The sequence below is a fragment of the Cellulomonas sp. P4_H4 genome, assembly GCF_056400865.1.
In genome coordinates this window covers 264,869-283,102 of sequence record NZ_JBFUKL010000004.1, presented here as the reverse complement: position 1 = coordinate 283,102, position 18,234 = coordinate 264,869, and the positions used below count along the sequence as shown (strand labels likewise).

13 protein-coding genes, 1 tRNA gene and 1 pseudogene are annotated in these 18,234 nt (G+C 70.3%); 4 read left to right on the top strand and 11 right to left on the bottom strand.

Going from position 1 to position 18,234, the window contains the following annotated elements; translation table 11 throughout:
* Positions 1 to 65: 65 nt before the first annotated feature.
* The gene (locus AC1DPN_RS14455) at positions 66 to 668 is read left to right on the top strand and encodes a TetR/AcrR family transcriptional regulator (RefSeq protein ID WP_477085452.1); all 603 of its coding nucleotides are present in this window, start codon (positions 66 to 68) and stop codon (positions 666 to 668) included.
* Between the two features lie 87 nt (positions 669 to 755).
* On the opposite strand, the pseudogene AC1DPN_RS14450 reads toward AC1DPN_RS14455, so the two are convergent.
* Positions 756 to 1,022: pseudogene (locus AC1DPN_RS14450) on the bottom strand (PIG-L family deacetylase); the annotation flags it as partial.
* A 197-nt stretch (positions 1,023 to 1,219) separates the two neighbouring features.
* A complete protein-coding gene (locus AC1DPN_RS14445; RefSeq protein ID WP_477085451.1) occupies positions 1,220 to 1,516 on the bottom strand; it encodes a hypothetical protein in 297 nt (98 codons plus the stop codon).
* 97 nt (positions 1,517 to 1,613) lie between these two features.
* On the opposite strand from AC1DPN_RS14445, the gene AC1DPN_RS14440 reads away from it, so the two are divergent.
* Together AC1DPN_RS14440 and AC1DPN_RS14435 are read left to right on the top strand one after the other, a co-directional pair.
* On the top strand, positions 1,614 to 3,452 hold the full coding sequence (locus AC1DPN_RS14440; protein WP_477085450.1) for a sensor histidine kinase: 1,839 nt from the start codon (positions 1,614 to 1,616) through the stop codon (positions 3,450 to 3,452).
* Complete coding sequence (locus AC1DPN_RS14435; protein ID WP_477085449.1) at positions 3,449 to 4,189, top strand: LuxR C-terminal-related transcriptional regulator; 741 nt, start codon at positions 3,449 to 3,451, stop codon at positions 4,187 to 4,189. Before AC1DPN_RS14440 ends, AC1DPN_RS14435 begins: the two co-directional genes overlap by 4 nt.
* Positions 4,190 to 4,703: 514 nt before the next feature.
* Here the strand turns inward: AC1DPN_RS14435 and AC1DPN_RS14430 are convergent.
* The 4 genes from AC1DPN_RS14430 to AC1DPN_RS14415 all read right to left on the bottom strand — a co-directional run bounded on the left by AC1DPN_RS14430 (position 4,704) and on the right by AC1DPN_RS14415 (position 12,672).
* Positions 4,704 to 5,474, bottom strand: a complete 771-nt coding sequence (locus AC1DPN_RS14430; protein WP_477085448.1) for a hypothetical protein — start codon at positions 5,472 to 5,474, stop codon at positions 4,704 to 4,706.
* A gap of 13 nt (positions 5,475 to 5,487) precedes the next feature.
* Complete coding sequence (locus AC1DPN_RS14425) at positions 5,488 to 5,661, bottom strand: hypothetical protein (RefSeq protein ID WP_477085447.1); 174 nt, start codon at positions 5,659 to 5,661, stop codon at positions 5,488 to 5,490.
* Positions 5,662 to 5,823: 162 nt separating this feature from the next.
* The gene (locus AC1DPN_RS14420; protein WP_477085446.1) at positions 5,824 to 6,126 is read right to left on the bottom strand and encodes a sensor histidine kinase; all 303 of its coding nucleotides are present in this window, start codon (positions 6,124 to 6,126) and stop codon (positions 5,824 to 5,826) included.
* 732 nt (positions 6,127 to 6,858) lie between these two features.
* Positions 6,859 to 12,672 carry an Ig-like domain-containing protein gene (locus AC1DPN_RS14415; RefSeq protein ID WP_477085445.1) on the bottom strand — a complete coding sequence of 1,938 codons (5,814 nt, stop codon included), beginning with the start codon at positions 12,670 to 12,672 and terminating at the stop codon, positions 6,859 to 6,861.
* Between the two features lie 199 nt (positions 12,673 to 12,871).
* Between AC1DPN_RS14415 and AC1DPN_RS14410 the strand changes: the two genes are divergently transcribed.
* Positions 12,872 to 13,930 carry a LacI family DNA-binding transcriptional regulator gene (locus AC1DPN_RS14410; RefSeq protein ID WP_477085444.1) on the top strand — a complete coding sequence of 353 codons (1,059 nt, stop codon included), beginning with the start codon at positions 12,872 to 12,874 and terminating at the stop codon, positions 13,928 to 13,930.
* Positions 13,931 to 14,217: 287 nt separating this feature from the next.
* Here the strand turns inward: AC1DPN_RS14410 and AC1DPN_RS14405 are convergent, their stop codons facing one another.
* The 5 genes from AC1DPN_RS14405 to AC1DPN_RS14385 all read right to left on the bottom strand — a co-directional run bounded on the left by AC1DPN_RS14405 (position 14,218) and on the right by AC1DPN_RS14385 (position 18,233).
* The gene (locus tag AC1DPN_RS14405) at positions 14,218 to 14,391 is read right to left on the bottom strand and encodes a hypothetical protein (RefSeq protein ID WP_477085443.1); all 174 of its coding nucleotides are present in this window, start codon (positions 14,389 to 14,391) and stop codon (positions 14,218 to 14,220) included.
* 378 nt (positions 14,392 to 14,769) lie between these two features.
* Positions 14,770 to 14,843, bottom strand: a tRNA-Pro gene (locus AC1DPN_RS14400).
* 27 nt (positions 14,844 to 14,870) lie between these two features.
* Positions 14,871 to 15,914, bottom strand: coding sequence for a hypothetical protein (locus AC1DPN_RS14395; protein WP_477085442.1), 1,044 nt, complete (start codon positions 15,912 to 15,914; stop codon positions 14,871 to 14,873).
* Positions 15,911 to 17,386, bottom strand: coding sequence for a ribosome biogenesis GTPase Der (der, locus tag AC1DPN_RS14390; RefSeq protein WP_477085441.1), 1,476 nt, complete (start codon positions 17,384 to 17,386; stop codon positions 15,911 to 15,913). The genes AC1DPN_RS14395 and der overlap by 4 nt, the downstream gene beginning before the upstream one ends.
* 43 nt (positions 17,387 to 17,429) lie before the next feature.
* The gene (locus tag AC1DPN_RS14385) at positions 17,430 to 18,233 is read right to left on the bottom strand and encodes a class I SAM-dependent methyltransferase (RefSeq protein ID WP_477085440.1); all 804 of its coding nucleotides are present in this window, start codon (positions 18,231 to 18,233) and stop codon (positions 17,430 to 17,432) included.
* Between the last annotated feature and the right edge of the window lies 1 nt (position 18,234).

Genomic DNA, 18,234 nt, shown 5'->3' with positions numbered 1-18,234 from the left:
GCAGCGGCATTGCACACTGGTGTGCAACGTAGCCTCATTGCACACCGGTGTGCAATCATGAGGCCGTGCAGAACGAGCCCCCAGGCCTTCGTGGCGGTGACACCCGGGAGCGACTCCTCGACGTGGCGATCGAGGTCCTCGGGACGACCCCGGACGCGAGCATGGGCGAGGTCGCCTCGGCCGCTGGGGTGGTCAGACGGACCGTCTACGGCTACTTCCCGTCCCGGTCCGACCTCCTGTTGGCACTCGCGCGACGCGCCGTGAGCGAGATCGCGACGGTCCTCGCCGAAGCTGCCCCAGTCGACAAGGCGGCCGACGTGGCGTGGGCTGACTTCATGGCCCGCCTCTGGCCGTTGACGCACCGCTACCGGGTGCTCGTGGTCTTGCGGCGCGGCGAGTTCGGAGAGGGCATCCACGCCCTTCTCGGAGAGGTCGAGCAGTCACTAGCTGACCTGGTCGAACGGGGCCAGGACAGTGGGGCGTTCGGGCGGCACCTACCCGCGGGCGTCCTCAGCCAGGCGGCCTGGTCGGCGGTGTTCACCATCGCCGACGACGACCTGTCCCGGACGGAGCTCGACGACTCCGCAGTGATCCTGACGAGCCTGCTCATGCTGGGAGTTCCAGAATCACGCGCAAAGGTTCTGGCCACGCGGTCCGGTCGGGCCTGAGCGGCGGACGTGTGCTCGACCGAGCCCCTGGTGCTGCGCGAGCCGTCGCACAGGCCGCCCGACAAGGCACGAGCTGCTGAGCCGCACTCAATAGGGGCCGAGTTCTCCAGCTTGGAACGCCTCGCCGCTGGCCGCACTCATGGCGATGTGGTCGGGGTGTCCGGTCACACCGTCTGGTCCGAAAGTGACGACCACGTCGGGCTGCTCTTCGTCCAAGAAGGCGGCGATGCGGTTCACCAGCTCCGCCTGCGGCGCCTCGCTCACCTGGCCGTCGGGGAGGTCGAGCCACTGGTGCCGGTCCGGCGCGTGGCCGACGGCGGCCCAGCCGAGCTCGTCCTCGAGGCGGCGCAGCGACCCGAGATCCTCGGGGCACCTTCACGCCGGGCGCGATCTCGCCCGCGCCGCCGTCCGTGGCATGCAGTACCGACAGCCGGAAGCCAGGCTCCGCGGCATGCAGGGCCACCGAGCCGAACGTCGCGTACGTCTCGTCATCAGGGTGGGCGACGCAGACCGCCAGCCGCCGTGCGGTCATGCTGCCCACAGCCTCTGGGTCATGGCAACGGAACCGGGGCGGGCCCGGGCGCAGGCGCCGGCACGCGATCCACAGGGTCGTCGCTCAGCCCGGCAGAGGTGATACCGGCGACCACCCCGAGCAGAATGGTGAACGACGCGAGCAGGCCCACGACGCCGGCGTTGCGGGTTCCGCGAATCGAGCCGAGCGCCGGCGCCGGCCGGCCTCGCAGCGACCCCGGCGGGAGTGCGGGGCGGCCGGTAGCAGAGCGCTGCGACGGCCCGGAGAAGCCCGCTCGGGTATCGACCAGCGCGCTGGTCGAGGCATGTGCGGTCATGGAACGACTGTCGTCCGGACAGCTCCTGCGCACCTCAGGGCAGACCGTCAGGGTTTTCCCTACAGACTCCGGGTGACCGGGAGGGGAGACTGGTGGGGTGCCACTGCGGCCCGGACGCGTCATCGCCCTCGTCGCGGCCGGCGTGCTACTGGCGCTCGGCCTGGTGCCGACGGTCGTGGCCGTGGCCGCGGACGGGTGGATGCCCAACGTCGGCTTCCTGGCCTTCCAGGTCATGCTCACGTTCGCTGGCGTGCTGCTGTGGCCGCACCAGGACTCGCGCCGAACGGCAACTCTCCTGCTCCTGGCCGGGCTTCTCATCGGCGTCAGCAACCTGATGAACGGCAGGTACGACGAGACGGCGACCTACGGGACCCAGGTCGGCTGGACTTTCCAGTGGGCCTCCGTCGTGCCGCTCGCCGCCGTGCTGCTCGCCTACCCGGGCGACCGGCTGGCTCATCGGTCAGATCGAGCTCTCCTCGCGCTGCTCGCGACGTGGGCGGTCGGGCTGCGCGTGGTCGGATCGCTGCTCTGGGACCCGGCCGCCGCCGGCTACAGCGGGCCCCAACGGTGGTGGACGGTCTACCCGGCGAACAGCGCGGCACGGCTGCTCGAGGACTGGAGCATCGCTCTCCTGTCCGGACTGATGTTGTGGTGGGTCGTCGTCATGGCGCGGCGGTGGCGGTCGGCGCGTGGGCCGACCCGGTCACCCGTGCGCCAGGTCGTGGTCGCGGGCGTGCTGCTCGGCGTCGGCCTGCTCGCCCGCGAGTCCGCTGCGCGTGCCGTCGGCGCAGGATGGGCGCCGCCGAGGCTGGAGCAGTGGACGGCCGGACTGCACACTGCCGGTGGAGCGGCGGTTGCGCTCGTGCTCGTCGTGGCCGCGTTGCGTGCTGCTACACACCGAGGCGCCGTCGTGGAGCAGCTTCTCGCCGCCGGCGGCGACCCTGACGCCGTCCAGCAGGTGCTTCGGCGCGTCCTCGCCGACCCCACACTTCAGCTTCGGTTCGCGGTGGGCGATGCCTGGGTAGGGATCGACGGCGAGCCGATGGATGCCGACGAGAGCCAGGGGTCGGCCGCGGGCGGACCTTCGGAGCGGGCGGAAGGCGAGACGTCGGACGATCGATTCGAGAGAAGCCCACGGCGTTGTCGGCGCGTCCTGCTGGAAGAGGACGGCCTGCCGGTGGTGGAGGTAGACGCCGACGAGGAGGTCGAGCATGCACCCGCTTCTCTGCGAGTCACGTTGGCGGCGGCCTCGATGGTGCTCGCCAACACACGGCTGAGCGTGGAACGTGCGGCGCACCTCGAGGAGGTCAGCGCCTCGCGTGCACGGATCGTCGAGGCCGGCGTGGCGCAGCGACGGGCGCTCGAGCGCGACCTCCACGACGGCGCCCAGCAAACGCTGTTGGCAGTCGCCGCGACGCTGTCTCGCGCGGCCGTGACACCCGGCGCGGAGGGCATGCGTGCCGCCGTGGGCGACGCACAGTCCCAGCTCGCCGAGGCTCTCGCGGAGGTGCGCCGGCTGGCACGGGGGGTGCATCCGGCAGCAGTGAGCCAGGGCGGCCTCGGGTCGGGCCTCCAGTCCATCGCGGACGGTACAGATCGTGTGCGCGTCGAGCTGGACGACGCCGTCGCCGGCGGTCGGCGGTTCCCGGCCGCCGTCGAGACCACCGCGTACTACGTCGTCGCCGAGGCGGTCACCAACGCGCTGAAGCACGCGGACGGCGCACCCGTGCTCGTGACCGTCGGCGCGGACGCCAACGCAGTCGCCATGACGATCGCCGACGACGGTCCCGGCGGTGCGCAGGTGGAGCGCGGCGGCGGGCTGGCCGGCCTGCAGGATCGTGTTCGCGCGCTCGGGGGTACGTTCGCGCTGCGCAGCGCGTCGGCCTCCGGGACGTGCGTCACCGTGGTGCTGCCTCTCGCAGGGCGTGGCGCATGACCGGGCAGGCGTCCACGGGCCCGGACCGCGCGAGAGCGGAGGGCGGCACGCCAGGCGAGACGCGCGCGAAGGGTCACGAGCTCCGTGTCGTGCTCTGCGACGACTCCAGCATCTTCCGCGAGGGACTGCGCCTGCTGCTGGAGGCGGTCGGCGTCACCGTGACGGCCTCCGTCGGCGACGTGCCAGCACTCTTCGAGGCCGTCCAGGACTCGGCTCCTGATGTGGCCGTCCTCGACGTCCGCATGCCCCCGACGCACACTGACGAGGGGATCCGCGCGGCGGTCGACCTGCACCGCCTCTCCCCTGCAACGGGCATCCTCGTCCTGTCTGCCTCGGTCGACCCTCCCTGGGCGGTCTCCCTCATGGCCGCCGTGCCCGACGGCGTGGGTTACCTGCTCAAGGACCATGTCGGCGACGTCGAGACGCTCCTCGACGCCTTGCGACGCGTCGCCGCCGGCGGCGTCGCGCTCGATTCGGAGGTGATCGGGGCCCTCGTGGCCCGCGGGCGGCACGCCTCACCCCTCGACCGCCTCACCGAACGCGAGCTCAAGGTGCTCGCGCTCGTAGCGCAGGGCCGCTCGAACTCAGGAATCGCCCAAGAGCTGTTCGTCTCGACGAAAACCGTGGAGACTCACGTGGCCGCGGTCTTTCGTGCTCTGGACCTCGACGCGGCACCGAGCGACAACCGTCGAGTCAAGGCGGCGCTCGCCTACCTTGGCGCCCAGGCCCACGCGTAGGGGCGACGGAGCCAGCAGGCTCCGGCCGCCCCGGCCGACCCGGCCGACGTTCCGGGTCACACCTGAGCCGCACACGTAGAACTCCGTGCCGGTCCAGCGTCCGACGACGGTCGGGGCGCTGAGCCACTGCCCACCGTCGTAGGTGTCGGCCGGAACCTGAGAGCCGATCAACGTGCCGTCCTGATCCAGGGCGAGGGCAACGGTCGTCGACTCGCCTTGGGTCGCTTGGGCAACGGCGCCGCGTGACTGTCCAGCGATCGGGAGATCGACGACCTGCATATTCACTCGATGCACGACGGCGTTCCGACGGCACCGCGGCTGACCTCGCGATCGCGAGTGTGCGGGACGAGCGGAGCATCGACGACGTCGTCATGCCAGGTGCAGGCGCGACTCGACCCCGATGAGCTCGGGCTCTCGCGCGCCGAGCCGGGCCCGACTGAGCGCGAAGGCTCTTGACCGCCCGAGGTCCAGATGTCGCGCCGTGGGGGCGCGTGTGCCGCCATGGCTCCTCCGCTCACGCGTGGACGCGAGTCGTCTCGACGAGGACCTCGCGACTGGTACCGCCCGAGATCTGCACCGTGCTCACGGGACCGACTCCCGGGGCGTAGAGCTTCAGCTCGGAGACGTCCGGTTCTAGCGGTGTGGTCTCACGCGTCAGCATCACGTCGCTGTACGCGCCAGCGGGAGTCTCTGCCTTCTCGCTGACCGATAGCACGACTGCCGCGTCCTCCGCTTCGCCTGCGAGGTACTCCTGGCGGTAGGCCGCGCCAGGGTGGGGCTGCGCGGGGACCAGGATCCCCGGGAGAGCACCGTCGATGCCTGCCTCCCACGATCCCGCGGTGGAGACCACCTCCCCGTTCTCGTACTCCTTGGTGTCCTCCCCGAAGTACCAGAGGTTGCCCTTGACGTCCTGGGCGTACAGGTCGAACGTGTCCTCCACCGTGGCCCCGTCCTCGGTCACGAGGTCGTGCACGACTCGGGCCTCGACGCCGAGGGCAACGGTCGACGTCTGGTCGAGCACTGTGACCTCGACCCGGAGCTCGCGGCCGTCGTCGTCAGTCTCCCGATAGACCCATCGGTCGCCGGCCTCCATAGGCCAGTACGGGTTGGAGATCGTGACGGAGAAGGCGGCCGGGTCCAGCTGGACGGGGTCCGAGCCCTGAGGTAGCTGCTCCGAACGTGGGGCCGCCGTGCTGCCCGAGGCGGAAGCGCTCGGCGGTGGGCCCGAGGAGCACGAGCTCACGGCGCCGCACAGCAGCAGCACGCCTAGGCTGCGGGCGAGCATGCGCCCCGAGCGTTCACCCGTCGCCCGGCTCACGGCCGGCCCCCTCAAGGTCCGCCATCGTGGCGACGACGGTGAACGACTCGTCGAGCTGGACGTCGACCTGACGCCCACCGCGCAGCGTGACCTCGATCTCGTAGTAACTCTCCTCGTCGCCGACCTCGCTGCCCCTTCCCGTAAACCTGTGCATGGGACACCTCCGGTCTGCGTGGGTCGTGCGGTCACCTCGATGGTGCGCGCGCGTCCCTGAACGCAGGCTGACGCAAAGGACGAGGATCTCGGCATCCCACCGGCCGAGCTCGAGCCGAGACGGCAACCGGCCTGCGCGCTGGCGAGGAGTCCGTCGGCACTGTCAGTGGTCATCCATCGGAAGCGTGACGACGAGGAGCGTGGCGTTCCCGGGTGGACTCGTGATCTCGATCCTGCCGCCGAGGGCGTCGACGCCGTCTGCCAGGCCGACCAGACCCGACCACCTCCCGGGGTCGGCTCCCCCGACACCGTCGTTGCTGATCGAGATCCGCACGGGGCCACGGGCTCGCTCGACGTCGACCTGGACCACGGAGGCCTGAGAGTGCTTGGCAGCGTTCGTGAGCGCCTCGGACACGAGGTAGCAGATGGCCACCTCCAGCCGCTCCGGCAGCCGGTGGGTCCGCACGCGCACCTCGGCCGGGGGCGGCCGAGCGCCGGGCGAGCGCCTTGAGCGCGGGTTCAAACCGCCCTCGGACGACCTGCCATGCAGCATCGACACCGATGCGAAGTGCGTCGTCCAGCTTCACGATGGGACCCACGCCCGATCCGCGAGATCGCGAGACCCCGACCACCGTAGCGCTGGCATCGACGCTCGCGCTGCCCTGTTCATGCCGACTTGCTCTCACCGTGCGCAAGGGCTTGCTCAGGCGAGCCGCGCGGGTTCCTCGTTCGCGACTCGGGCGCCGTGCCGTGATCCACAGAAGCCCCCGTCCGGCAGCTTCCGGCTGAAGTACGTGCGCCGTCGGCCGTCCGAGGACTGCTCCGTCCACCCGTGTACGCGACGAGATGTTTCCCGTCGGGCCAAAAAGTTGAAGGTCAGGGGCTTGCTAAGATTTCCCCTAGAAGCCCCTGACCTGCGCTTTCACTGTCGGGCTGACAGGATTTGAACCTGCGACCCCTTGAAGGATCCCGGGGCCGACAGCCTGTCCCCCAACATCTCGCACCATTTGGGGAACCGTCTGTGATCTGCGAATTTACGCGATGAGCGGCGGTGAACATCGTGCGCCGCGAGAACACGGAACCCGTCTCCGTCGGTTTCATTGGTGGCGGGGCGCTCGCGCGACGAAGACGGTGAGATCGGGCACCCCGCCGAGTGGGTCGGCGCAGTGATTTGGCCCCCTCGATTCGTCGCCGGCGATCAGCGGAGGCGGAACACCGCGGAGAGGCTTCCTCCGTCGCGCGTGGTGACCCGTACCCGGACGCTGCCCTTGGTCAGGGGGGTCTTCCAGTTGTACGCGTACGACCCGGCCGTGGTGTCGTACCGGAGGGCGGTGCCGCCGGTGGCGAGGGTCTCGATCTCGTCTGTCGGGGCCGTAGGTTCATCTGGGATGGCGGTGACGGTGATCGAGGTGATCTCCGCGGTATCGGTCAGCTCGGTGATGCCGCGCAGCACCTCGAACCTCAGCGGGATGGTGCTCCCCGCCTTCGCTGTGTTCACTACGTCCATGTCGACCGGCTGGTAGAAGCCGAGGAGCGTATACGGCGCCACGGTGTAGCTCCGGGTCGCACGGGCCACGTTCCCGGCCTGGTCGGTGGCCGTCGCGACGAGCTCGTGGGTGCCGACCGCCGTGCTGTAGCCGCTGATCACGCAGCTGAGCAGGCCGCTGGTCTCGTCCGACGCGCCGCACGTGGGGGCCTCCGGGACGATCCCGAACAGCACCGTGCCACTGGGTCCGCCGACGAGCCCGACCGCCGGAGCGGTCCGGTCGAGTCGGACGTCGATCGAAGCTTCCGCCTCGACGTTGCCTGCCTCGTCGGTGGAGGCGTAGCGGACGGTGGTGCTGCCGTCGTCCGACACCTGGAAGGGCTGGGTGTAGTCCTGCCAGGGACCGGTGCCGATCGCGTAGCGGGTCGTCGCCACGCCGGTGCCGCCGTCGATCGCCTTCAGGGTCACGGTGACGGGTGAGGTCCACCAGCCCTGGGTTCCGGACGGGGTGCCCGGGTCGAGGGTGACGTTGGTGACGGGGGCGATGACATCCCCGACCTCGTACGCGATCGTGGCGGTCTTGGGCTCCCCGGCGTAGAGCGTGACGGTCAGTGTGATCGTCGCCCGTCCGTCGTCGACGGCGGTGAGGCGCCCGGTAGCGGGGTCGATCGTGAGCACGCTCGGGTCGGACGAGCTCCACCGGATCCCGGCGACGTCGGTACTGCCGTCGCCGCCGGTCAGCCGGGGAATGAGCTGCCCCTGCGCCCCGACCGCCACCGCGACCGGTTCGGACGGCTGGCCCTCCTCGAATATCCGCGTTCCGGCCTGATCCTCTACCCAGAAGAACTCGGAGGCGTTGATCTCGGACGTGATGCGCACCGGGACGTCGACGAACACCGACGGGGTCGCCTTGGACGCCACCCGGATGGTGGTCGTGCCGCTCACCACGTCGGCAAGGTTGTCGTAGAGGTGTTTGGGTGTCACCACGCCGGCCGGGCTGACGACGGCCACCCCGGTGTCGGCCGAACTGAAGAGGAGGTCCGGGGAGACGGAGGCTGGAGCGACCGTCCCTGTGAGCGAGTACTGCGCCCCGAGCGTCCCCGCGATCGGGATCAGCTTGATCGACGAGGCGGAGGCGGTGACCCGCTTCGCCACGGGCGCGGCCTGGTAGGCGCGGACGTCGTCGAGACGCGTGGTCCACGCCATGGTGCCGGATCCTCGCGTCGACCACAGCTGGAGCGAGGCGACGTCGCCGGTGAACGTCTGCCCGGCGGCGAACGGCACCGTGCGGGTGGCCGTGATCGCCGGGACGTCCTTGCGGGTCAGGGAGAACGTGACCTGCCGTGCAGGCATGTCGATCTCGACATGAACCGCGTACCAGACGTTCCCGACGTTGAACCCTGTCCCGACGGGCACGGCGTTGGCCAACGGGTCGTTCGTCGTCGTCGACGACGACTTCCCCCCGGTGCTGTAGAGGAGCTCGGCGCCCGCGTTCGTCTGGATGCTCAGGTAGCGGTTCTCGCTGCTGTCGTTGAGTGTGAAGAAGGCGCCCTTCGAGGCCGCGGGCTGCCCGACGTTCCAGTCGAAGTCGAGCACGACGAGGTCGTTGCGCAAGACGGGCGAGAACGTCTTCTGCACCGCGCGGCCGCCGGTGCCGCTCCCGACGACAGTCAGCACGTTGTCCCCCGGGTCCGCGGCGACCGCGGCGGACATGGTGCCGACGTAGTTGACGGCCCTGCCCGTGCCCCAGGTGTCCCCGACGGCCCTGTTCTCGAAGTCGTCGCTCAGCGTCGGCACGAGAACCGTAGCCGTGTCGAGAGCTCGACCGTCCTGGCTCGTTGCCGTGATCACCGCGACGCCGGGCGAGACCGCCGTGACGATGCCGAACGCGTTGACGGTCGCGACCTCCGGAGTGTCCGAGGTCCACGTCACGGAGTCGTTCGTGGCGTCCGCGGGTGCGACGGCGGCGTGCAGCGTCACCGTGGGCGGGTCCTGCGGGGGGTTGACGCTCGAGAACCAGTTCGAGACGAACGCGTAGCGCTCGCGGTCGATCGTGATCGCGGTGACCGCGACGGCGTCGTTCTGCACGGTGATCGTCGCCTGGGCAGTGAACCCGCCCTGTGCCGTGGTGGCGATGACCGTGGCGGTGCCGAGGGCGACCCCCGTCACCGCGCCGTTGGCGTCGACGCGCGCGATGCCGGTGTCCGAAGAGCTCCAGGTCACTCGCGGGTCGTTGGCGTCCTGCGGCAGCACCAGTGCGCCGAGAGTCTTCGTCGTCCCGACCTGGACAGTCATCGCCGACCGGTCGAGGACGATGCCCTCCACCTGAACGGGCAGGACGTGCACGAGCGTGACGCCGACCTTGGTCGGGTCGTCGTCCGACACCGCCCGGATCGTGACATCCCCGACGCCCACCGCGGTGACGAGGCCCTTCGCGTCGACCGTGGCGATCGCCGGGTCGGACGAGTGCCATGCCACTTTGTAGAACGTCGCGTTGGCCGGGGCGACCGTCGCGGTGAGCTGCAGGGTGCGGCCGCTGCTGAGTGTGCTCTCGGCCTTGCTCGACGTCACGGACAGCACCGCGACCTTCGTAGCTACGAGGGTGAACTGCACACTGGTCCCGCCGTCGAGGGTCGCCACGGTGACCGTGGTCGTGCCGGCTCGGTGGACGTCGAGCTGCGCCTTGGTCGTCGCATCGGCCCGCAGGACGAGCCGACCGGGAGGCGTCTGCCAGGTCTCGCCAAGGAAGGACGCGACCGCCGGGTCCGAAGACGTGGCCACGACGGCCTTGCCGCTGGCGCGGGCCACGGTCGCCACGAGGTCCAGCCGGGTGAGGGCCGCGGCCGAGAGCGTCGCCCCGTTCGCGACGGTGTTGCCGTTGGCGGTGACGGCGAGGTCCCCGGGAGCTGCTGTCGTCGGGGCGTTCACGCTGACTGCAACGGTCGCGCTGTGGCCAGCCGCGTCGGTTGCGGTGACGGTGGTCGAACCTGTGCTCTGCGCACGGACGAAGCCGTCGTTGGTCACTGTCGCGACGCCGGCGTCAGAGCTGGCGTACGCGATGTGGCTGTCGGTGAGGACCTGGTCGGTGGGCTGGAGCACCGGCTGCAGACGCCGGCTCTGCCCGGTGGACAAGGTGAGGGACGCCTGCATCAGTGAGATGCCGGTCGGGGCGGTGGGATCGACGGAGTAGGTGCCGTCCGTGAAACCGTTGTCCGTCCCTAGCGGCGTCCGGGCCGTGGCGGCCTTGGCCTTCGGGACGCCGCGCATCAGGTACGCGTACATCGAGTCCATCATGTCGCCCGACCGGCCCGGCTGAACGCTGCCCATCTCGTGGATGTTGACGTCGCCGTTGTTGAACATGATCCGGTTGTTGACGTCGGCCGTGCCCCCCTCACTGCTGCCCGCACCGGGCGTGGGCGTCCAGTCCGTCTCCCAGTGGTAGACGCCGCGCGTCTGGCCGTAAGGGTTGGGGACGTCGAGCGGCCCCTGAAGGTAGTCGAGCAGCCAGTTGTACTGGCCGTTCGCGGTGTTCTGGTAGAACGCGGACTGACCCATCTGGGCGGTCTGCTGGTCGAAGGTCGGCGCGTACCGCGTGAAGCTGAAACCGGTCTCCACGTTCACGTAGTCCCGGTACCGGCGAGCCGGGTCCTTCATGATGGACGTCGCCATCTTCAGGATGTTGCCGCTGGAACGTCCGCCGTACAGCGAGTACGCCTCGCCGTCGAACGTTGCGCCGCTGGTCGTGAGGCCGCCGAAGAAGCTGGTCGCCGCTGCCGGGTCGTAGCCGTTATTGGTGTGCACGAATCGCGAGACGCCCGGGACGGCGGCCTCAATGGCGTCGTAGGACGCGGCGACGAGGGCGGCGTGGCCGGCCGACGTCGCGCCCTGGCCAACGGGCCAGACGATGCCGCCGTTCTGCTCGTTTCCCATCTTCACGCCCGCCAGGTGCACCTGCCGCGCCGCGAGGTCGGACATGAAGTCGTACACGTAGTCGTAGACGATGCCCTTCATGTGGGCGACGTCGGTGTTGGTGCGAGTGCCGGCATAGTCGACGTTCATCCACGCAGCCGGTGTGTAGGCCTTGGCGGCGCTGATCCAGGAGTCGGAGTAGTGGAAGCTCGGCAGGTAGCTCATACCCAGGGCGGTGGCCCGGACGCCGATGTCGGCTGAGTGGACCTTGTCGAAGTAGCCTCCCGGGATCATGCGTGACGGCATGGGCTGGCCGTCCGGCCCGTTCCACCCCTGGAACACCTGCTTGAGGGTGTCCCACGCGTAGAGGCCGGTCCCGGCCTGCACGAAGATCATGCTGGTTACGGAGCTGACGCCGTGGTTCGACAGGACCGCAAGGGCGTCCTGCTGAACGCCGTTGGCGAAGTACTTCCCGCCGTTGTCCTCGACGGCCGGGAGAAAGGACACGTCTGCGCCGCGCACCTGATCGTCGGGGAGCTCGAAGAGGTCGGCGTTGTCGACGTACGCGCTGTCGGCCCCGTTGCCGGTCCACGGGTCCTCGACGTACGTGCCTGACGAGCTATGCAGCGTCACCGAGGCCGTGTACGCCGCGTCCTTGATCGTGTTCGCGTAGAGCACGACCTGGTGGTCCGTCGGGCGGGTCGTGAAGGTCACCGAGGTGAGTGACCAGCCGCTGGTGCCCGACGGCGCCTGGCGCAGGACGGTGCCATCCAGCCCTCGAACCCCGAGGTTCACCCGGTCACCGGTGCTGACCCGGGACACCAGCTCCCCGTCCCGGCCCCGCCAGTTCGAGTGCCCGGTGGTCGTGAAGGTGTCCTGCCGGTCGACCCGCGCCCGCACCGTGACGGTGTACCGGGTGCCCGGCCGCACGGCGACCGTCTGCGCGACCTGCGCACCATCAGCGAGGCGCACGGCGCCGCCGCCGGCATCCGTACCCGTGGTCACGAGCGATGCGGCGCCGCTCGTGGTCCAACCGGTCAGGCCGTTCTCGAAGCCCCAGTTGGGCACGGACTGGTCCGCGGAGTCCAGCGCGAGCTCCAGGTGGTCGACTGCCAGGGCGGCGCTGCCCGCCGTCACTGTCAGGGTCAGGGCTCCGTTGTAGACCAGCACGTTGCGGTGCGCCGTCTGCTGCCACGTGCTGCCCCCCGCAAGGTTCGTGTCGAGCAAGGCGACGGCGTCGGGTCCCCCGGTCCCGGTCACCCGCATGGCGGCCGCATTGTTGCTGGCAAGGCCGCGGAACCACCCTGTCAGGGAGTAGCTGCCCTGGGCGAGGCCCGTGATCGTGACGAAGGCCGACGCTCCAGCGCTCAGCGTCGCGAAGCCGTCCCCGTGCTGGGCTCCCGCCGTGCCCGAGGACACCGTGCCGGTGGTCGACCAGCCGGTCAGGCCGGACTCGAAGTCCAGGTTGGACGCAGGGAGTGCCACAGCTGCGCTCGCCACGGCGGCCCTCGCCTCGACGGCGGCCGCCGGCGCGGCCAGCGTGCCGCTCAACGCCGCGGCCGGCAGGACGGCCGCGACGACCGCTGCCATGAGCCTGTGCAGACCCGTGCGAACCATGTCCACTCCTTCGTGGCGGTACCAGCGCCGTCGTGAGCGACCGGAGAGGGTCGGGTTGCGACGGTCGGCGTCTCTTGGCGAGTCGCGTGGTACACCGGTGTACCGGACGCCGATCGAGGCCGTCAACCTCCGTCCCAGCTAGTGACCACCGTGGTCTAGGCTCGGCGCGTCCAGCAGCAGGTGGGAGGCACAGAGGGCAATGACGGTCCATCCAGGGTCCGCCCCGCGGCGCGCCACTCTCCGGGACGTCGCGCGGACCGCGGGCGTCTCCCTGAAGACGGCCTCCAACGTCCTCAACGACAGCGGACGAATGACACCGCAGACCCGACGGCGCGTGCAAGACGCCATCGAGGTGCTCGGCTACACGGTGAACAGCTCGGCCCGCAGCCTCGCCTCCGGCATGACCCATGTCCTGTCCCTGGCGGTTCCGACGCTGCGCTCCCCCTACCTCTCGCAGCTCGCCGAAGCACTGATCGAGGCCGCCCGTGCGCACGGCTACGCCTTGCAGGTCACCACCTACCCGGACGATGAGGACGGCTCCCGCGCCCACCTCGCCGCAGTGGACCCCCGCGTCTACGACGGGACACTGCTGTCGATGTCCGAGCACCACGACCTCGTCCCAGCGGACCTGGCCGTCTCGCACCCGCTGGTCTGCCTGGGTTCGCGAACCACGTGGGGCCTGGTCGACCGCGTGACCACAGACGACGTCGCCAACTCCGCAGCCGCCACGGAGCTGCTGTTGGGGACCGGCGCGACCCGGCTCGCTGTGATCGGCGCCCACCGCCAGTTCCGACCGGCCGCGGCGGCCCTCGAGGGCAACGCGGAACTCCGGCTCCGCGGGATCGAGCAGGCGTGCAAGGCACATGGCATCGCCCTGGACCCGGAACTGGTGGGCATCACGGGCTTCGACTGGACGATCGGAACCGGGTTCAGGTCCATGGAGGCGCTCCTCGCGCAGGGACGCACGTTCGACGCCGTCGTGGGGCTCAACGACTCGCTGGCCATCGGGGCGATCTCGGCCCTGCGCACACACGGCCTGGACGTGCCCGGGGATGTCCAGGTGGTCGGCTTCGACAACATCGACGAGTCCGCCTACCTCTCCCCCCCGCTGACGTCCGTGGACTCGAACATCGGGTGGATCGCCGAGACGGCGGTCGTCCGGCTGATCGCCCGGATCAACGGCTCGACCGAGCCTGCGCGGACGTTCCGCCGGACCTCCGCGCTCATCGAGCGCGGCACCACTCAGCCGCGACACTGACCGACCTCGCCTCACGCGACCAGGGGTTGCACGACCGGCTCCCGAAATTCACGAAACCGTCGCGCCGCGCACGCCCGTTGCGGCAGGCCTGAGCGAAGGCAGGCGTCGGCGTGCGGCGGTCAGAACGGGTGCACCAGCCGGCGCAGGAACTGCTGGGTCCGCTCGTGCTGCGGGTCGCGCAGCAGCTGCGCCTTGGACGGCGGGACACCGAGGTCCACGGTCGACGCGCCCTCGAGCGCGATTGTCCGGTCAGCCAGAGCGTCGAGCCGCGGGCCCCCGCATGGCGTCTAGTTGACCAGCGTCCTCGGCGGCACCGCCCACGCCGCGAGCCTGCCGGCCACCACAGCCGTCCAGCCGTGGACCAAGGTGTGCCCGTCCGCCAGGACGGCCCGCTCCATCGCGGTGAGGCCCTCGGCTCCGGCGTCGTCGAAGACGTCGGAGCAGCAAGGGCAGGCATCCACTTGGTCGCGAGATTGGTCACACAAGAACACCGACGGGCATCGACTCGCCATCGTCACGATCCGCACGAAGCCCCGGGCCAAGGCGCGTACGAAGCTGCCCCGGGTGCCCCGCCGATCAAGTCTGAGAAGGCGTATGCGCCTCACCGGGCCAGACAGAGCGACCTCACAGGATCGGCCTCACGGCATTTGAACCTGCGACCCGGCGCCGCACGGGCGATCCGCTGCTCCCGGCTCTACCGCTCCCACCAGGCACGACGTGCCTCTGCGCCCTTGGCTGACGCCACGCGAACCCATCGAAAGCGTGGGGTTTGTGTGGGGTTTTGGCCCGCCGATCAAATCTCAGGCCTGGTGAGACACCGTCTCACCAGGCCTGATACGTCGGGCTGACAGGATTTGAACCTGCGACCCCTTGACCCCCAGTCAAGTGCGCTACCAAGCTGCGCTACAGCCCGTTGGCTCCCGCAGAAGCCTCGGAAACTCTACCTCACGGGCGAGGTCCCCTCTGCACCGTTCAGCACGTCGAGCTCGGCGGCGACGAGTCCGAGCACCACGAGGTCGAGCAGCAGGCCGATTCCCGCGTCCCACGGCGAGAGCTGGAACAGGAAGATCTGGGTCACTAGCAGCGAGACGAGGACGGCTCTCCGGAACCATCGGTAGCCCGATTCGCGGTCGGTACCGACACGGGTCAGGCCGATCACGGCGAACGTCGTCGACACGAGGGCGCTGACCACGATCCCGACCACGATCCAGGAAGGCTCGTCGTCGCTGCCGCTCCAGCCGTAGATGCCTCGAGCGAGTGTGACCGCCGAGGTGAGCAGCAGCAGCCCGACCGTGAACCACGGTGCCCAGCGCTCGCGGACCACGCGCCTGGTCGTCGAGACGACCGCGTGGGAGATCGCGCCGAACGGGTTGGGCAGGACGTCGGAGTCGTGCTGGAGGGAGTCGAGCAGCGCGCGGACCTCGTCGGCTCCCGAGGCGTCGCCTGCCTTCTCCAGATAGCGGTACGCGGTCTCCCGGTCGCGTTCGCTGAGTCCGCCGACGAGGCCGGCGACGGTGTGGTCCGCGGCGGCCGCAAGCAGCTCGGCCCGGTCGCGCGGGTGGCGACGTTGCAGGGCCTCGGCGCCGATCGCGAGGCCGACGACCACGGCGTAGATGACCGCCGCGGTCGGTCGCCAGAAGTAGTCGTAGTCGGCGGTGACGAACTTGCCGATCTCGTCGACGAACAGCCCGAAGCCGACGCCGCCGACGAGCACCACCCCGCTGCGGATCACGGGCCCCATGAAGACGATCTGCAGGAGCAGGGCGACGGCCATCAGCAGGCCTCCCCACAGGACGTGCGAGACGTGCGCTCCCCCGCCGCCCACCTGCGGAAACCCCGTCGCGAGCAGCAGCAGGCGCACGAGGATCACGGTGGCCAACGTGGTCACCAAGAACGCGGCGATGTGGCTGTTCGCGGCCGGGTCCCGAGGCAGCCCGAGCCGCAGGAGCCGCCTCCGTTGCCGCACGGAGGCGGCGTCGGTCACCGCTTGCGCTTCTCCCGGACACGGACCGAGATCGAGATGGGCGTGCCCTCGAACCCGAACGTCTCGCGCAGACGACGCTCGATGTACCGGCGGTAGCCGGGGTCGAGGAAGCCCGTCGCGAAGATGACGAACCGCGGCGGACGTGTGGACGCCTGCGTCGCGAACAGGATGCGCGGCTGCTTGCCGCCACGCAGGGGGTGCGGGTGCGCGGCCACGAGCTCGCCGAGGAACGCGTTGAGGCGTCCGGTCGAGATGCGGGTGTCCCACGACTCGAGGGACCGCTCGAGGGCCGGGACCAGGCGGTCGGTGTGCCAGCCGGTCTTCGCGGAGATGTTGACGCGCGGCGCCCAGGCCACCTGGACGAGGTCCTGCTCGATCTCACGCTCGAGGAACGGACGGCGGTCCTCGTCCATGAGGTCCCACTTGTTGTATGCGATGACGATGGCGCGGCCCGCCTCGATGACCTGCGAGATCACGCGCGTGTCCTGTTCGGTCATCTTCACCGAGGCGTCGACCAGCACGACGGCGACCTCGGCCTTCTCGATCGCCGCCTGGGTACGCAGCGACGCGTAGAAGTCGGCGCCGGAGGTCTGGTGCACGCGGCGCCGGATGCCGGCGGTGTCGACGAACACCCACGGCTTGCCCTTGAGCGCGACGAGCTCGTCGACCGGGTCGCGCGTGGTGCCTGCGACCTCGTCGACGACGACGCGCTCGGAGCCGAGCACCTTGTTGAGCAGCGACGACTTGCCGACGTTCGGGCGGCCGATCAGGGCGACGCGGCGCGGTCCGTCAGGCAGCGGCGTGCCGTGCGCGGAGACCTCGGGCAGCACGTCGATCGCGGCGTCGAGCAGGTCCCCCGTGCCGCGGCCGTGCAGGGCGGACACCGGGAAGGGCTCCCCCAGACCCAGGGCCCACAGGTTCGCGGCGTCAGCCTCGCCCGCAGGGCCGTCGACCTTGTTGGCGCAGAGCACGACGGGCTTGCCGGAGCGGCGCAGGAGGCGCACGACCTGGGTGTCGGTCTCGGTCACGCCGACCGTGGCGTCGACGACGAAGATCACCGCGTCGGCGAGCGAGATCGCGACCTCGGCCTGCTGGGCCACGCGCGCCTCGATGCCGGCGACGTCGACCTCCCAGCCGCCCGTGTCCACCAGGGTGAACCGGCGGCCCGACCAGTCGGCCGGGTAGCTCACGCGGTCGCGGGTGACACCCGGCTTGTCCTCGACGACGGCCTCGCGGCGGCCGAGGATGCGGTTGACGAGGGTCGACTTGCCGACGTTCGGGCGGCCGACGACGGCGAGCACGGGGTAGACGACGACGCGCTCGTCCTCGTCGGAATCCCCGTCCGCACCGTGCAGGAGGGCAAGGTCCTCGTCCTCGAGCTCGTAGTCGGTCAGGCCCGCGCGCAGAGCCTGCTCACGTGCGGCGTCGCCGGCTTCATCGGGCAGCGCCAGGGCAGGATCAGTCTCGGTCATGACGCCATTGTCCCAGGTGTGGGGACCAGAGGACGACCCGGGGTCACGGGCACCAGATCGCGAGCTCGATGTCCTGGGCGCGCTCGGTGAACCGGCCGTTCGGCGCGGCGTCCGCCAGCAGGGTGCGCAGGTCCGCCTCGAACGTCGTGAGGCGGTCGCCGAAGAGGTGCGGTGCGGCGCTCGAGAGCGAGAACACCGAGGCGACGATGTCGTCTGCAGTCCGCTCGAAGCGCTCGCCACGCGGGATCTCGACGATCCGCGGGCCGACGTATCCGGCGGCACGCATGACGTCCTGCTCGCCCCCCGCCGTGCCGTCGGGCAGGAACGTCCGGCCGGCACGACGCACGGGTCCGAGGTAGCGGGCGACGAGCTCGTCGACGCGGTCCCATGGTGGCTCGCCCTCACCACCCGGAGCCCCGCGGTCGGTTCTCGCGGAGACGTGGACCCATGCTCCCCCGAGTTCCAGGAGCCCTCGGACCCGATCGGCGACGAGCCGACGATCCATCCAGTGGAACGACTGCGCGAACGTCGCCAGCCGGAACGTCCCGAGCTCGGCAGACAGCTCCTCGGCCCGCAGGTGCCGCCACGAGATGTTCGAGATGCCACCGCGGTCGGCGGCCTCGCGAGCCTCGTGCAGCATGTCGGCGTCCGCGTCGACCCCGACCGCTTGCCCGACCAGTGGCGCGAGCAGCAAGGTCAGCGACCCGGGCCCGCACCCCACGTCGAGGAGCCGTCCGGTCCCGTCCAGGCCGAGCTCGTCGCGCAGCACGTCGGCGAGCACGGGAGGGTAGGGCAACCGACCCGTCGGATAGAACGCCGCGCTCCCGGCGTACAGGGAGTCGTCCATG